General features: G+C 35.4%; 12 protein-coding genes. 3 read left to right on the top strand and 9 right to left on the bottom strand.

Annotation, left to right across the window (positions count from 1 at the left end; translation table 11 throughout):
* Nucleotides 1-205 precede the first annotated feature (205 nt).
* The 4 genes from G9H65_RS04910 to queA are packed head-to-tail and all read right to left on the bottom strand — an operon-like array spanning nucleotide 206 to nucleotide 5527.
* On the bottom strand, nucleotides 206-1390 hold the full coding sequence (locus G9H65_RS04910; RefSeq protein WP_166374217.1) for an MFS transporter: 1185 nt from the start codon (nucleotides 1388-1390) through the stop codon (nucleotides 206-208).
* A gap of 1 nt (nucleotide 1391) precedes the next feature.
* Nucleotides 1392-3764 (bottom strand): efflux RND transporter permease subunit, encoded by a 2373-nt coding sequence (locus G9H65_RS04905; protein ID WP_166374216.1) that lies wholly within the window; start codon nucleotides 3762-3764, stop codon nucleotides 1392-1394.
* Nucleotides 3761-4456, bottom strand: coding sequence for a 2-C-methyl-D-erythritol 4-phosphate cytidylyltransferase (locus G9H65_RS04900; protein ID WP_205753245.1), 696 nt, complete (start codon nucleotides 4454-4456; stop codon nucleotides 3761-3763). The genes G9H65_RS04905 and G9H65_RS04900 overlap by 4 nt, the downstream gene beginning before the upstream one ends.
* A gap of 18 nt (nucleotides 4457-4474) precedes the next feature.
* On the bottom strand, nucleotides 4475-5527 hold the full coding sequence (gene queA / locus G9H65_RS04895; RefSeq protein WP_166374215.1) for a tRNA preQ1(34) S-adenosylmethionine ribosyltransferase-isomerase QueA: 1053 nt from the start codon (nucleotides 5525-5527) through the stop codon (nucleotides 4475-4477).
* Between the two features lie 182 nt (nucleotides 5528-5709).
* Between queA and G9H65_RS04890 the strand changes: the two genes are divergently transcribed.
* Nucleotides 5710-7005, top strand: coding sequence for a cryptochrome/photolyase family protein (locus tag G9H65_RS04890; RefSeq protein ID WP_166374214.1), 1296 nt, complete (start codon nucleotides 5710-5712; stop codon nucleotides 7003-7005).
* Here G9H65_RS04890 and G9H65_RS04885 read toward each other — a convergent pair.
* The gene (locus tag G9H65_RS04885; RefSeq protein ID WP_166374213.1) at nucleotides 6997-7785 is read right to left on the bottom strand and encodes a DUF3108 domain-containing protein; all 789 of its coding nucleotides are present in this window, start codon (nucleotides 7783-7785) and stop codon (nucleotides 6997-6999) included. The two genes, G9H65_RS04890 and G9H65_RS04885, sit on opposite strands and share 9 nt — an antisense overlap.
* Nucleotides 7786-7947: 162 nt before the next feature.
* On the opposite strand from G9H65_RS04885, the gene recA reads away from it, so the two are divergent.
* Nucleotides 7948-9009 (top strand): recombinase RecA, encoded by a 1062-nt coding sequence (gene recA, locus G9H65_RS04880; RefSeq protein ID WP_166374212.1) that lies wholly within the window; start codon nucleotides 7948-7950, stop codon nucleotides 9007-9009.
* Nucleotides 9010-9060: 51 nt separating this feature from the next.
* Here recA and dnaA read toward each other — a convergent pair whose 3' ends face one another.
* A complete protein-coding gene (gene dnaA / locus G9H65_RS04875; RefSeq protein WP_166374211.1) occupies nucleotides 9061-10479 on the bottom strand; it encodes a chromosomal replication initiator protein DnaA in 1419 nt (472 codons plus the stop codon).
* Between the two features lie 430 nt (nucleotides 10480-10909).
* A complete protein-coding gene (locus tag G9H65_RS04870) occupies nucleotides 10910-11761 on the bottom strand; it encodes a diacylglycerol/lipid kinase family protein (protein ID WP_166374210.1) in 852 nt (283 codons plus the stop codon).
* Nucleotides 11762-11824: 63 nt separating this feature from the next.
* Between G9H65_RS04870 and G9H65_RS04865 the strand changes: the two genes are divergently transcribed.
* Nucleotides 11825-12229: a MaoC family dehydratase gene (locus G9H65_RS04865; RefSeq protein WP_166374209.1), complete on the top strand. Its 405-nt coding sequence runs from the start codon at nucleotides 11825-11827 to the stop codon at nucleotides 12227-12229.
* Between the two features lie 56 nt (nucleotides 12230-12285).
* Here the strand turns inward: G9H65_RS04865 and G9H65_RS04860 are convergent, their stop codons facing one another.
* Both G9H65_RS04860 and G9H65_RS04855 read right to left on the bottom strand, forming a co-directional pair.
* Complete coding sequence (locus tag G9H65_RS04860) at nucleotides 12286-12465, bottom strand: histone H1 (RefSeq protein ID WP_109322819.1); 180 nt, start codon at nucleotides 12463-12465, stop codon at nucleotides 12286-12288.
* A 156-nt stretch (nucleotides 12466-12621) separates the two neighbouring features.
* Nucleotides 12622-13875, bottom strand: coding sequence for an aminotransferase class I/II-fold pyridoxal phosphate-dependent enzyme (locus G9H65_RS04855; RefSeq protein ID WP_166374208.1), 1254 nt, complete (start codon nucleotides 13873-13875; stop codon nucleotides 12622-12624).
* Nucleotides 13876-13889 lie beyond the last annotated feature (14 nt).

Genomic DNA, 13889 nt, shown 5'->3' with positions numbered 1-13889 from the left:
ATTATTATAAAAATAGCAAAATAGCTATTGGTTAATTTCCGAATTCAAGGGATATTTTCTCCTGATTCGATTAATTTGAAATCGCTTTTGATCTGTAAAACTGGCTTCGTGTAATTGACTAAATTCGTAAAGCCAGGTAGAAAAGAGTTCGATGTCATTGACTTTAAAAGTCAGCGCATCTATTTTTTTACTTAATAAATAGGTTTCAAATTCCATTTCTAGTCCAGTTTTTTCTAAAGCTCAACAATACGACGAATGCAATAGTAGAAAATAATCCAGCAATGAAAAAGGGGAGTGGTATCATTTGGCTTAATCCTTTATATATATAGCCTGAAAAAAGAGCTCCAATTCCTATACCAATTTCTAAGGCAATATACATGGTGGCCATGGCTCTTCCCATATGATTCTTATCAGCCAAATCTGAAGTCCAAGCCGCAAGCGTTGGAGTTGAAAACCCTGCTGAAATTCCAAATAATATGGCTGAAATAACCATATTAATTTCATTAATTGGGAATACCAATATGAACATCGAAACTAATAAAAAGAAACAAGAAATGATTAAAATTGGAATTCTACCATGTTCATCAGAGCTTTTTGAAAAGAAAAAACGAACAAATATAGAAGCGACGGTGTAAATAGTAAAATATAGTCCTTTGTTATACCAACCTACCAATTTGGTCGTATCTGGTATTAACGTTAATACCACGCCATAAGAAAATGATATCAATACCATTATCCAAAATACTTGTATCACTTTGGGTTCAAATACATCTTTCCAATTGATTTTGAATAATTTCAAGGAAAATTTACTTTTCATGCTTTTGGGTAATGTTTCTTCCAATTTCATTAAAATGACAATGGAGGCTAATGCAAAAAGTGATGAAACATAAAACATAGGCTGTAAGCCAATGGAATTAGCCAATCCAGAACCTATACTAGGGCCAATCGACATACCTGTGGCTGTAAATATTCCCAAAGTCCCTTGTGCTTCTCCACGTCGATGTTCCGGTATGATATCAGCCACATAGGCTGCCGTTGCAGTTGGTTTGGTACCTGTTGACATGCCATGGATAAATCGTAAAAATAAAAATCCTTGAACAGTATGTACCATGGGATATATTCCACCACAAATGAAACACACAATTGAACCAAATGCCATAACCGGCACACGTCCGATGTGGTCGGTAAGTTTACCTGAAAATGGTCTACTAAGCCCTGCAGTTAAAGTAAACAGCGCTATAATGTATCCAATGTATTCACTTCCTCCCATAGAAGCCAAATAATCTGGCAATTCTGGGATAATCATGGAAAAACTTGCTGCAAATAAAAAGTTGCTCGTGCATAATAACCAGAAGGGAATGGTGTAGATTTTTTCCTCTTGAATTTCCATGCTAAATCTCCTCTTCTATTAAGGTATCAACTTCTTTTTTATTTAATCCCATCAAGAAGGCTGGCAATAAAATCAGATTACAAATCATGGCCATCAATAAGGTGATAGATACCAAAATACCCAGAGCTTGAGTGCCTTTAAAGGTGGAAGCTGTAAATATGAAGAATCCAAAAAACAAGATCATGGCAGTATAAAACATTGAAACCCCCGTTTTCTGAATGGTTATCTGAACCGCTCTTTTTACATTCATTTGATTCTTAAACCACTCTTCCTTGTACCTAGTTAAGAAATAAATGGTTCCATCACTGGAAATACCAAAGGCAATCGAGAAAATAAGGATAGTACTTGGTTTTAATGCAATGTTAAAATAGCCCATCAAGCCTGCTGTAATGATCAATGGAATTAAACTAGGTAAGGTCGAAATCAATACCATTTTCCAAGACCTAAATAAAAATGCCATCAATAGACAAATTAATACAATGGCCGTTATGGTACTTTCTATTAAGTTTTTCTGTAAATATTCTGTGTTAAATGTGTTGATAACCGCATTTCCTGTGACATCTGCTTGATAAGCATTGGGATTATCTTTTGCCAGTATTTCCCCAGTATCAGGATCTGTTCTAAAAATACTATCAATTTTTGGCTGCAAAATCTGGTATAATTCTTTTGTTCTAACAGTTCCCGCATCCGCCATTTGGTAAGATATTCGGGTATACTGCTTTTCTTTATCGATGAAACCTGCAAATAAGTTACTCTTTCCGGATAAACTCGATTGAAAGTCTTTCAATTTATTCAATTCATCAATTCCAGGAAGGGTGAAATATTTAGGGTCTCCACCTCGATATACTTGGTACAAATATTTGGTAGCCGTTAAAATAGAAAGACCAGCAGTAAATTCAGGGTATTTAGCCATGAGCTTTTCTGTTCTTTTCATTTTGGATAAAATTTCTGGACTTAAAGCCTTTCCTGGACTTTTTGCATCTACCGAAATTTCAAAAGGTATGATCCCATGAAAATGTTTTTCTATGAATTTTAAATCGGAATATATGGCATTTTCTCTAGGTAAATCATCAACAATGAATCCAATGGCTTTAATTTGTAATAGGCCATAAACAGAGATCATCAGCAACACAAGCACTGTTCCATAAATGGATTTTCTATGATTTAATACCCAATTTTCAATTCGAATTAAGAATAAATTGACTCTTTTTGATTCAAAATGAGCTAAGTCTTTTGGACGGGGAGGAGCCAAGTAGCTGAAGAAAATCGGGATTAAAAGTAAGGACAATAAAAAGGTAATCATGACATTGATAGATGCCACAATTCCAAATTCAACCAATAGTCCTGAACCCGTGAAACTAAATACACCAAAGCCAATGGAAGTCGTTAAATTGGCTAAAAACAAGGTTCTTCCCACTTTAGAGGCACTTTCTCTTAAAGAAAAGAGCTTGTCTTGTGTTTCGATGTATGTCTCATGGTACTTGTTCAATAAGAAAATGACATTCGGTATACCTATCACCACAATCAGCGGAGGAATTAACCCAGAAAGTAGGGTTATTTTAAATCCAAAAATGACAATGGTAGCCAAGGACGCAAGTATACCTATCAATATCACAATTAATGCAAAAAATACCACTTGTATGGATCTGAAAAAGAACAACAAGATGAGTGAAGTCACCAGTATAGCCAAACCAAGAAAAATAATCAGTTCCTTGGTTACTTGTGAAGTGTATTCCGTACGAATAAACGGCATACCTGAATAATGAATATCTCGCTTTGTTTTTACCTGATACGCTTCTCCTAATTGCTTGATTTTTTTGACCAAAGTGATCCGGCCTTTATCATTAATGGTCTTTTGATCAAGCGTAATTAGCAGTAAATGAACCTTGAGGTCTTCTGTATAGATGAAATTAGTAAAAATAGGCAATCGACTAATTTTACTTTTAAGGGTGTTTAATCGTTCCTGTGTTGTCGGTAAACTAGCATCCCAAATGATTCTAGTTTTGAACTTTTTGTCCAAACTGTCAATGTAGACTTCTGGAAGATTCGATAAGGATAAAATGTTTTTAATCCCAGCTAATTGTTTGATATCTGTACTTAGATTTTTCCAAGCATCAAATTCCGAAGGTGTGAAAAGCTGTGGGTTTTCTAAACCTATCACCATCACGTTTCCATCTTCCCCGTATTTCTTTTTGAAGCTTTCATAAAGTTGAAAGCGCTCATCAGTTTTGGGTAAAATTTTGGCTAATTCATAACTTAATTGAATTTGAGATGCCTTGTAAATGAGTCCTCCAGTCAGAAGGGCCAAAACAAAAAGAATAGCGATTTTATGTTTTAAAATATTGGATCCAATCCAATCCCAAGCGTTTCTCATGTTGATGCATTTTGAGTCAATGCTTCGGCGATCAGCATATCCTCAGGAGTTGTAATTTTAATGTTGGAATAGTTTCCTTCCACCAAGTGAATATCGATACCTAATACTTCTACGACACTAGCATCATCCGTAAAAAAGTCTTGATATTCTTGTTGGAATGCTCTTTTTAGAATGGATATTTCAAAAATCTGAGGTGTTTGAATTATCTTAATGTGAGTTCGATCTAGTGGAAGATAAACATTTTCATTCGTATCCCATTGACGGATCGAATCCTTACTAGAAACAGCCAATACGGCATTTCCATATTCCTCGGCAGACTGATATGCATGCCGTATGCAATCCACAGAAACCAATGGCCTAACACCATCATGTATGGCCACAAGAGCTTGTATTTCTACTGGAATAGCCAGAATACCTTGTTGACTCGAATGAAACCGTGTAGCACCACCTTCTACTAAGTGATGTGGACACGCTTGAATTATTTCTGGATATTCTTGACAAAGTAATTGCCAAGTAGAGAATTGATCACGTGGCAAAACTAATATCAATTCAATCTCAGCAAATGCTTTTTTGAATTGTAAAAGTGTATGGAATAAAATGGGTTTGCCTTGAAGGAGCAAAAATTGTTTAGGAACGGCACTTTTCATTCGCTGTCCAGTACCTCCCGCTACAATAATGGCATATTTCTTCAAAACAAACCCAATTTTTAATTAAATGATTAACATTACGTCACCATAACTAAAGAAACGGTATTTCTCTTTAATGGCTTGTTGATATGCTTCATGAATTAATTCATATCCACCAAACGCTGAGGTCATCATCAATAAGATAGATTCGGGTAAATGAAAATTAGTCAATAAAGCAGTAGGAATTTTAAATTCGTAAGGAGGGAATATGAATTTATCTGTCCAGCTATTGATCGGCTTTAAATGGCCACTAGCTGAAACAGATGACTCTAAAGCTTTCATAACTGTTGTACCTACCGATAAAACATGTTTTTTATTATCAATCGCTTGATTCACATAATCACATGTATCTTGATTGATGATAAAGTGCTCCGAATCTGTTTTATGTTTGGTTAAATCTTCTACATCAACCTGACGGAATGTACCTAAACCAACGTGCAAAGTAATAGGAGTAAACTGCGAGCCATTGAGCTCCATTCTTTTCATGATGATCTTAGAGAAGTGCAAACCTGCCGTTGGAGCAGCCACTGCACCTACATGCTCTGCATAAATGGTTTGAAAACGCTCAGCATCGTCAGGTGTAGCCTCTCTTTTCGAACGAATTTCTTCTGGAAGTGGAGTTTCACCTAATTCGTGAATTGCTGCCATTAGAGCATCATGGTCACCATCATATAAGAAACGAATCGTTCTTCCACGTGATGTCGTGTTGTCAATAACCTCCGCAACCAAGTCTGAATCTCCAAAATATAATTTATTCCCTACACGGATTTTTCGAGCAGGATCTACCAAAACATCCCATAGACGATGTTCACGGTTTAGTTCTCTAAGTAAAAATACTTCAATTTGAGCACCCGTTTTTTCCTTATTTCCATACAATCTAGCAGGAAAAACTTTAGTGTTATTGGTTACTAGCACATCTCCTTCTCCGAAGTAATCAACGATATCAGTGAATTTTTTGTGTTCAATGGTTTTGTTTTTTCTATTTACAACCATCATGCGAGCGTCTTCGCGGTTATCAGTTGGATGTAAGGCAATTAAACTTTGAGGTAAATCGAATCTGAATTCAGATAATTTCATTCGTATGGGGTTTGAAAATGAAAAACGTTGAATTAGTTAGGGTAAATAATTAATTCAATCGTTCATTTATTTTTGGACTTAATAAACAATTTGCAAATATACACTTTTCAAGGGGGGCTTGTCAAGGTAATTTTTCGAAACAATCAAAAGCAAAGGTGGTTTAAATGAGTATATTGAAAATTATGAATGAAATTTCTGTCTTTTGGTTTCGTCGCGATTTGCGTTTAGAGGATAATGCTGGACTTTTTGCTGCTTTAAGTGGTCCGTTTCCAGTTTTACCAATATTTATTTTTGATCCTTTAATTTTAGATAATTTAGAAAATAAAAAAGATGCCCGAGTTGAATTTATTCATGAAGCACTCGCGCATTTAAAAAGTGAAATCCAAAAACGTGGTGGGGACCTGTTGATATTACATGCTAATCCTTTGGACGCATTTAAATCATTGGCTCAACAATACCAGATTAAGCAAATAATCACTAACCATGACTATCAAAATTATGCCATTCAAAGGGATTCAACCATTAGTTTATGGGCAAAAGATCTAGGAATAGTATTTCAAAGTTTTAAAGATCAAGTCATTTTTGAGAAGCATGAGGTATTATCGGGTCAAAATACACCTTACACAGTTTTTACTCCTTACTCAAGAAAGTGGAAAGAAAAATTAGCCAATACCGAATGGAGGCAATTTGAATCAGAGAATTTAGTGAATTATGTCCAAGGCTCATTTAAAATGCCTACTTTAAGTGAATTGGGTTTTCAATCAACAGGGATAAAATTTCCTTCATTGATGTTTTCGGATGACTTAATTCAACAATATTCTTTCAAACGTGATTTTCCTGGACTTGATGCCACTTCCCATGTTTCTGTTCATTTACGTTTTGGAACCATTTCAATTCGAAATCTAGTAAAAAGGGCGCTAGGTAAATCCGAAACTTGGTTAAATGAACTAATTTGGAGGGATTTCTACTTTAATATCACGTATCATTTCCCCCATATTAGTCAAGGAATTGCCTTCAGGAAAGAGTATGATCGAATAAATTGGCGCAATCAAGAACTTGAATTTGAGGCTTGGAAAAACGGACAAACTGGCTATCCAATCGTAGATGCTGGCATGCGCGAGTTGAATCAAACTGGATTCATGCACAACCGCGTTCGAATGATTGTAGCGAGTTTTTTAGTAAAGCATCTTTTAATTGATTGGCGATGGGGAGAAGCATATTTTGCTGAAAAATTATTGGATTTTGATTTTTCGGCCAACAATGGTGGTTGGCAATGGGCAGCAGGTTCAGGTTGCGATGCAGCTCCCTATTTTCGAGTTTTTAATCCCTATTTACAAACTCAGAAGTTTGATAAAGACCTAATTTATATTCGGAAATGGGTTCCTGAGTTTCAAGAATTACATTATCCTAAACCCATAGTAGATCATGAATTTGCTAGAAAACGAGTATTAGCTGCTTATAAAGAGGCTTTAGGGTAAAGCGGTGTAAATGGTTTTACCCGCTATTTTGTAATCTTCCAAATCGATACTCAAGAAACCAATTTTTAAGTTTACTTCCATTTTGAATGGAATTTGGTAGTTATCTTGACTAATCCACAATCGGATTGCGTCTTTATCTTGAAACAAATTATTTTTTGGCAAAACCAAGGAAGTACGAATACAGTTCTTACTACCAAATTTGCTATCCACTTTCTCAAAGCCTTTTACAATACACCAGACTTCATAAACTTGACCATCCACGAGTATTTTAGCACTCATTTTTTGACCAATTTCTAATTCCTGTAAATTCTTTTTACGTAGAAAATAATAACCAGATATTAAATCCAACATGGAATTTGAAATACTTAGGCTTTTGTCTTTGGGTGTATTTTGAGGAGAGGAAATTTGCGCTATTCCTTTGTCATGGTAAAAATCAATTACTTCTTGTTTTTTGTAACGACCTTCACGCTTATTCATTTCGGCTTTGATGGGCAAGAGAGTAGTAGGATCCATGTAGGAAACCCATATGTCTAATAGCGGACTGAATACATTGAATATACCTACGGTTTTCCCTTCAATCTCGATTTTTCTAGTTGGAATCTGTCGAATTGACCCCAAATTGGGACTACTTTTTATATTGGCCTCGGCCGCATTAATAAAACCTAAGTGAATTCGGTATTTTAACTGTTCACCACCTAAAAGTACGTCCTTATCTTGTGCTTTTAACGTAATGGATAGGCAAAATAGTAAAAAGAAATAGGCAAAAATGTTTGTTTTCAAAGGGTAGAAGGCTCAATTATTGGCAAGATAAGTATTAAAGAAATAAGAGTACAGAATATCAAGTAATTTGATTAAATATTAGTGGCTATTTCCTATTTTTGTTTAGCTAAATACAAAACAAATTTTAGAAGCTACAAATAAAATTTTATCAATCGACATACCATGGCAAAACAAGCGAGCGAAGCTCAAGGCATAACATCTGAAAAATTAAAAGCCTTACAAACCACTTTAGAAAAATTAGATAAAGCTTATGGAAAGGGGACGGTCATGCGCCTTTCAGATAGTAAAGTCATGGATGTACCTGTTATTTCAACAGGATCTTTAGGTTTAGATTTAGCATTAGGAATTGGTGGTGTACCAAGAGGAAGGGTGGTTGAGATTTATGGACCAGAGTCTTCCGGTAAAACAACCTTAACCTTGCATTGCATTGCTGAAGCGCAAAAAGCTGGAGGTATTGCTGCATTTGTAGATGCTGAACACGCATTTGATCGTTCTTATGCCGAGAAATTGGGTATTGATACGCAAAATTTATTAATATCTCAACCTGATAATGGGGAACAAGCCTTGGAAATTGCTGAACACTTAATTAGTTCTGGCGCGATTGATATCATCGTTATTGACTCGGTAGCCGCATTGGTTCCTAAAGCGGAGATAGAAGGAGAGATGGGTGATTCAAAAATGGGTCTACAGGCTCGTTTGATGTCTCAGGCATTACGTAAATTAACTGGAACCATCAATAAAACAGGATGTTGCTGTATTTTCATTAACCAATTGCGTGATAAAATTGGTGTGATGTTTGGAAGCCCTGAAACAACTACAGGTGGTAACGCTTTGAAGTTTTATGCTTCGGTTCGTTTAGATATTCGTAGGGCAGGTCAAATCAAAGAAAGTGCCGACTCTATCACAGGTAACCGTACTCGTGTAAAAGTGGTTAAAAACAAATTGGCCCCTCCATTTAAAGTAGTCGAGTTTGATATTATGTATGGTGAAGGTATTTCAAAAGCTGGTGAGATTTTGGATTTGGGTGTTGATTTGGGTGTGATTGATAAATCAGGTTCTTGGTTTTCTTATAACGGAAACCGTTTAGGTCAAGGACGCGATGCTGTGAAAGACCTAATCAAGGATAATCCAGAGTTGATGGATGAACTGGAAGCTAAAATTAAAGAGAAAGTAAAAGGGGATGACTCCGTCTTATTAGATAAAGAAGGAGCTAAAGAGGAGTAGGAAATAAGGTTTTAATCATAAAAAAAGTCTCTCGGTAATCGAGAGACTTTTTTAGTTAGCATTAAGATTAAACCGATTGAATAATTTTTTAACTGTTTTTTCAACGGTTTTATCTGTTTCCATAGCTTCTGAAATGGATTGAACGGCATGAATAACAGTACTGTGATCTCTCCCGCCAAAATGATAGCCAATCGACTTCAAAGGAAGGTTGGTTAATTCCTTTAACATGTACATGGCAACCTGTCGTGGAAATACATTTTCTTTTTTGCGACATTTTCCTTGTAACGTGCTCAATTCAACTGAAAAATGGTGAGTTACTGCTTCTAGAATATTTTCAACGCTTAATTCTTTTTCTTGTTCGTTGACAATGCTTTTTAAGGTAGCTTTTGCCAAATCTAAATCAATTTCTTTTCTAGTTAATGATGCTTGAGCCATCAATGAAATAATCACTCCTTCTAGTTCTCTTACGTTCGTCTGAATGGAATGTGCTAGGTATTCTAATACTTCGAAATCGATTTGGATACCATCATCTTGCAATTTCTTTTGAATAATGGCAATACGTGTTTCAAAATCAGGCTGTTGAAGATCTGCTGTTAAGCCCCATTTGAATCGACTTAATAAACGATCTTCCATACCAGCTAAATCACGTGGAGCGCGGTCAGAAGACAAAATGATTTGTTTACCGGATTGATGCAGGTGATTAAAGATATTAAAGAATGTTTCTTGTGTCTTCTCTTTTCCCGATAAGAACTGAACGTCATCTATAATTAGGACATCCACTTGCAAATAGAAATTGGTAAATGCTTCGATGGAATTATTCCGAATGGCATTGACAAATTGATTGGTAAATTTCTCAGTAGAAACGTAAAGAACAAATTTCTCTGGAAACTGTTGTTTGATTTCATTTCCAATGGCTTGAATCAAGTGAGTCTTACCTAATCCTACGCCTCCGTAAATCATTAAAGGGTTGAATGAGGTCAAACCAGGTTTGTTAGCCACGGCCATTCCTGCTGCACGTCCTAAGCGATTGCAATCTCCTTCTATGAATTTATCAAAGGTATATTTGGGAATTAAGTAGGAATCTAACTCTAATGAATCTAGATTTTTAAACTGAAAAGGACTTTTTGCAGCTTGATTCTGATTGAAATCTTTACTTGTATGCTGTTGGTTAGTTGTCGGAAGGTTAAATGATAAAGGAGGGTTTTTGCGATCCCCTTTGTCTACAATGATGGAATACTCCAACATGCCTTGTCGACCAATGGTATGATCTATTGCCTTTCTTAATGAAGAAACAAAGTTTTCTTCTAACCATTCATAGAAAAACTGAGAAGGGACCTGAATTGTAAGTGTATTGTTTTGAAATTTTAATGGGACTATTGGGCTGAACCAAGTCGTGAAACTTTGCTCAGAAATATCATCACGGATGATATTCAAGCATTTATTCCACAATTCAGTTACTTCCATTTGCATATAAATATCCTTTTTTTTAGGGTCAAAAATTCCTCGTTGAAGTATTAGCCATAGAAGACATACTTCAAATGTTTAAAATTTCAAATAATGGTTTGGGTACCTAGCGAAACGATAAAGCCTCACTAAAGCGGGGAGACAAAAATAGTAAAATTCAAGGTCGTTCCAAATCTAAAAAAAAATATTTTCAACTTATTTTTTGCAAAAAAAGTGCATTAAAATTTGGAACTAAAAATTGTTCAATTTTTATGTACTTCAGGTGTGGTTTGCCTTGAAAAAATATAAGAAAAAAAAATAAAAATATTTTGAATCAAAAACGTAGTTATTTACACAGGGTCTAAATTTGAATTGCAAAAATTTAATATAATTTATTGTAAATCAATCACTTATAAGATTTAATTTAGAAAGAGGGCCCTTGTTCGTGTTTTTTGTTCTACACAATAACGTGCAAATAATTTGGAATTATTTTAATGGTATGTTGTAATTCTTTTGTTTGTAAATTTTCTCCATCCATATGGTATAAAGTACCTATAGGAACGCTGAATTCATATCTTTGATAAGATTGTATCGTTACTTTTTTATGCTGGGTAATATTTTTAAAAAATAGGCTAATTCCAAGTTGGGCTGATTCCCAAATAGTTAGCGGTTTTACCTTCACTACTTCAAAGTTCCCATCTTGTAAATTAGAAAATGGAGAAATGAAGGCATTATTGCCAAATTGATTCGCATTGGCAAAAGTCATGGAAAAAATGGACTCATGAATTGAATCCCTATGTTGAACTGCAATAGCATCGTATTTCAGTATGGAATTAAATGAGGCTTTGACGTAATTGACCAAACCTCTTTTTTTACCTTGGGCAAATTGATGAGCAACATAGGCGTCAAAGCCAATTCCTGCGGTGCAGAAAAAAGCATCTTGATTCCAATAAGCTACATCTATGGAGATTTCGTGGCCATAAATGGCCTGTTGCAATGCCTTGGAAAATGTCAATTGTATGCCTAAATGCCTTGCTAATCCATTTCCTGATCCAATGGGAATAATTCCTAATGCCGTTTTAGTTCCTACTAATGCACTGGCGATCTCATGAATCGTGCCATCTCCACCAATGGCAATTACTTTTTGAGCACCTTGCTGTATAGCTTGTTTGGCTAATTGGTGCGCATGACCCGCATATTCTGTCAAATGAAGTTGACTATTTTCAATCTTTTCTAATTTTTGAAGCATTTGCTTTTTACTTGCATTACTTTTGCTTCCAGAATTGGGATTGTAAATAAAGTGGATCATGCCTTTTAATTTCAATTGCAAAGTTAGCCTCTATTTTTTATTAACAATTAATATACCTACAATATGTATTCAGTTGGAGATAGTCACGAAATTGAATTTAGTTTTAATCAGGAGCAAGTAAATGACTTCTGTAAAATATCGGGAGATTTTAATCCCTTGCATTGGGATGAGTCATTTGCGGCGCAAACAGTATTTAAAAAGCCTATTATTCACGGCGCACTCATTGCTAGTGTTTTTTCTCGTGTCATGGGTATGGATTTCCCTGGTCAAGGAAGTGTATATTTAAGCCAATTGTCGGAATTTAAACGTCCACTTTTTGTTGATCTAGTGTATCAAGCGAAGTTTACGGTAATCAGCATTGATCCTGTAAAGCACACAGCTGAAATTCAAACCCAAGTGTTCGACAAAGAAAGAGGCAAATTAATGGTTGATGGCATAGCTAAAGCGATGAACGCTGAAAAGTTTTAACATAAAAAAGCCCGATACTTAGTAACGGGCTTTTTTTAATCAAGAAATTAAACTAATTATTTTCCTGAGTTCTTTTGATTCTGAACTTCAGTACGAATTTCTTGAGCTAAAGTTTTTAGTTGCTGTAAGCCACCTCTAACGCGTGTTCCTGCTGCTTGGTTTCCTTTATCGTAGAATTTTTCGAAATCTGATTCTAATGACAAAACGAGGTCTTTCACTTGTGCAAATCTGCTCATAATAATTTGATTTTGTAGGTTGTAAAAATAGATTGTCTTATTTCGCTGTTTGAAGCGCTTATAAGGCGAAATTTAACAAAAAACTTAATCCATACAAACTATTTCTACGAAAAAACCCAAAAAAAAGTTAAAAAAGTTAAAAATGGTTCATAAATCTTATTTTGCAGCATTTAAAACCTTATAATAACCGTCTTTTAATCTTTTTTGAACTTCAGCAAAACAATCCGTCGTATATTCAATATCGGCTTGTGTATGTGAAGATGTTGGGATAATTCTCAACATAATCTGTCCCTTAGGAACAACAGGGTATACCACAATACTGCAGAAAATACCCATGTTTTCACGTAAATCTCTAACCAAAGAAGTAACGGCTGCAATATCATATTCACCATGTAAGAATACAGGTGTAACAGGTGATTGGGTTTCACCGATATCAAATCCTTTTTCCTTTAATCCTTTTTGTAAGGAGCGTACGTTTTCCCATAAACGTTCTCTTAATTCAGGGTGTTTTTTAATTAATTCTAAGCGCTTCATCCCTCCAATCACAAATGGCATAGGTAAAGCCTTGGCATAGGTTTGAGAACGCATGTTGTATTTTAAGTACATGATGATGTCCTTAGGTGCAGCTACAAATGCTCCAATGGCAGCCATGGATTTTGCAAATGTTGAAAAATATAAATCAATACCGTCCGTACAATTTAAAAATTCACCTACTCCTTTACCATGAGCACCCATTGTTCCAAATCCATGTGCATCATCCACTAATAAACGGAAATTAAAGTCTTTCTTCATCTCCACAATTTTATCCAATGATCCCACTTTTCCTGACATACCAAAAACTCCTTCCGTAATCACTAAAATTCCACCTCCAGTTTCTTGAGTCTTTTTCGTAGCACGTTCTAAATTCTTACGCAATGAATCCATGTCATTGTGGTTGAACTTATAATAATCGCCCATTTTAGCTTTATGTAGACGGATACCATCAATCAAACAAGCATGTGACTCAGCATCATATACAATGATATCACGGTGATCTACCATACATTCAATGATGGACATAACACCTTGGTATCCATAGTTTAGAAGGAAGCAATCTTCTTTTCCGACGAATTCTGCTAATTGTCTTTCAAATTCTTCATGTTCGTCCGTATTACCAGACATCATTCGAGCACCCATCGGGTAGGCTAAACCATATTTAGCTGCAGCATCAGCATCTGCTTTTCTTACTTCAGGATGGTTAGCTAGACCTAAATAATTATTTAATGACCAGTTGAGCATCTCTTTTCCCATGAAAGTCATTCTTGGGCCAAGTTCTCCAGTTAACTTTGGAAATGAAAAATAATGGTGGGAGTAATGCGCATGAGCACCGATTGGCCCCATGTTTTTAACAACTTTCTCGAAAATATCCACTGTAAGTATCTGTT

Origin of the sequence: Aquirufa ecclesiirivi (genome assembly GCF_011250515.1) — a bacterium.
Lineage (GTDB): Bacteria > Bacteroidota > Bacteroidia > Cytophagales > Spirosomataceae > Aquirufa > Aquirufa ecclesiirivi.
This window is presented reverse-complemented; position numbering and strand designations above follow the sequence as displayed.

Coding starts and splice junctions, on each gene's coding strand:
- G9H65_RS04910 (WP_166374217.1), bottom strand. CDS start 1,390: ATGGAAATTCAAGAGGAAAAAATCTACACCATTCCCTTCTGGTTATTA.
- G9H65_RS04905 (WP_166374216.1), bottom strand. CDS start 3,764: ATGAGAAACGCTTGGGATTGGATTGGATCCAATATTTTAAAACATAAA.
- queA (WP_166374215.1), bottom strand. CDS start 5,527: ATGAAATTATCTGAATTCAGATTCGATTTACCTCAAAGTTTAATTGCC.
- G9H65_RS04890 (WP_166374214.1), top strand. CDS start 5,710: ATGAATGAAATTTCTGTCTTTTGGTTTCGTCGCGATTTGCGTTTAGAG.
- recA (WP_166374212.1), top strand. CDS start 7,948: ATGGCAAAACAAGCGAGCGAAGCTCAAGGCATAACATCTGAAAAATTA.
- dnaA (WP_166374211.1), bottom strand. CDS start 10,479: ATGCAAATGGAAGTAACTGAATTGTGGAATAAATGCTTGAATATCATC.
- G9H65_RS04870 (WP_166374210.1), bottom strand. CDS start 11,761: ATGATCCACTTTATTTACAATCCCAATTCTGGAAGCAAAAGTAATGCA.
- G9H65_RS04865 (WP_166374209.1), top strand. CDS start 11,825: ATGTATTCAGTTGGAGATAGTCACGAAATTGAATTTAGTTTTAATCAG.
- G9H65_RS04860 (WP_109322819.1), bottom strand. CDS start 12,465: ATGAGCAGATTTGCACAAGTGAAAGACCTCGTTTTGTCATTAGAATCA.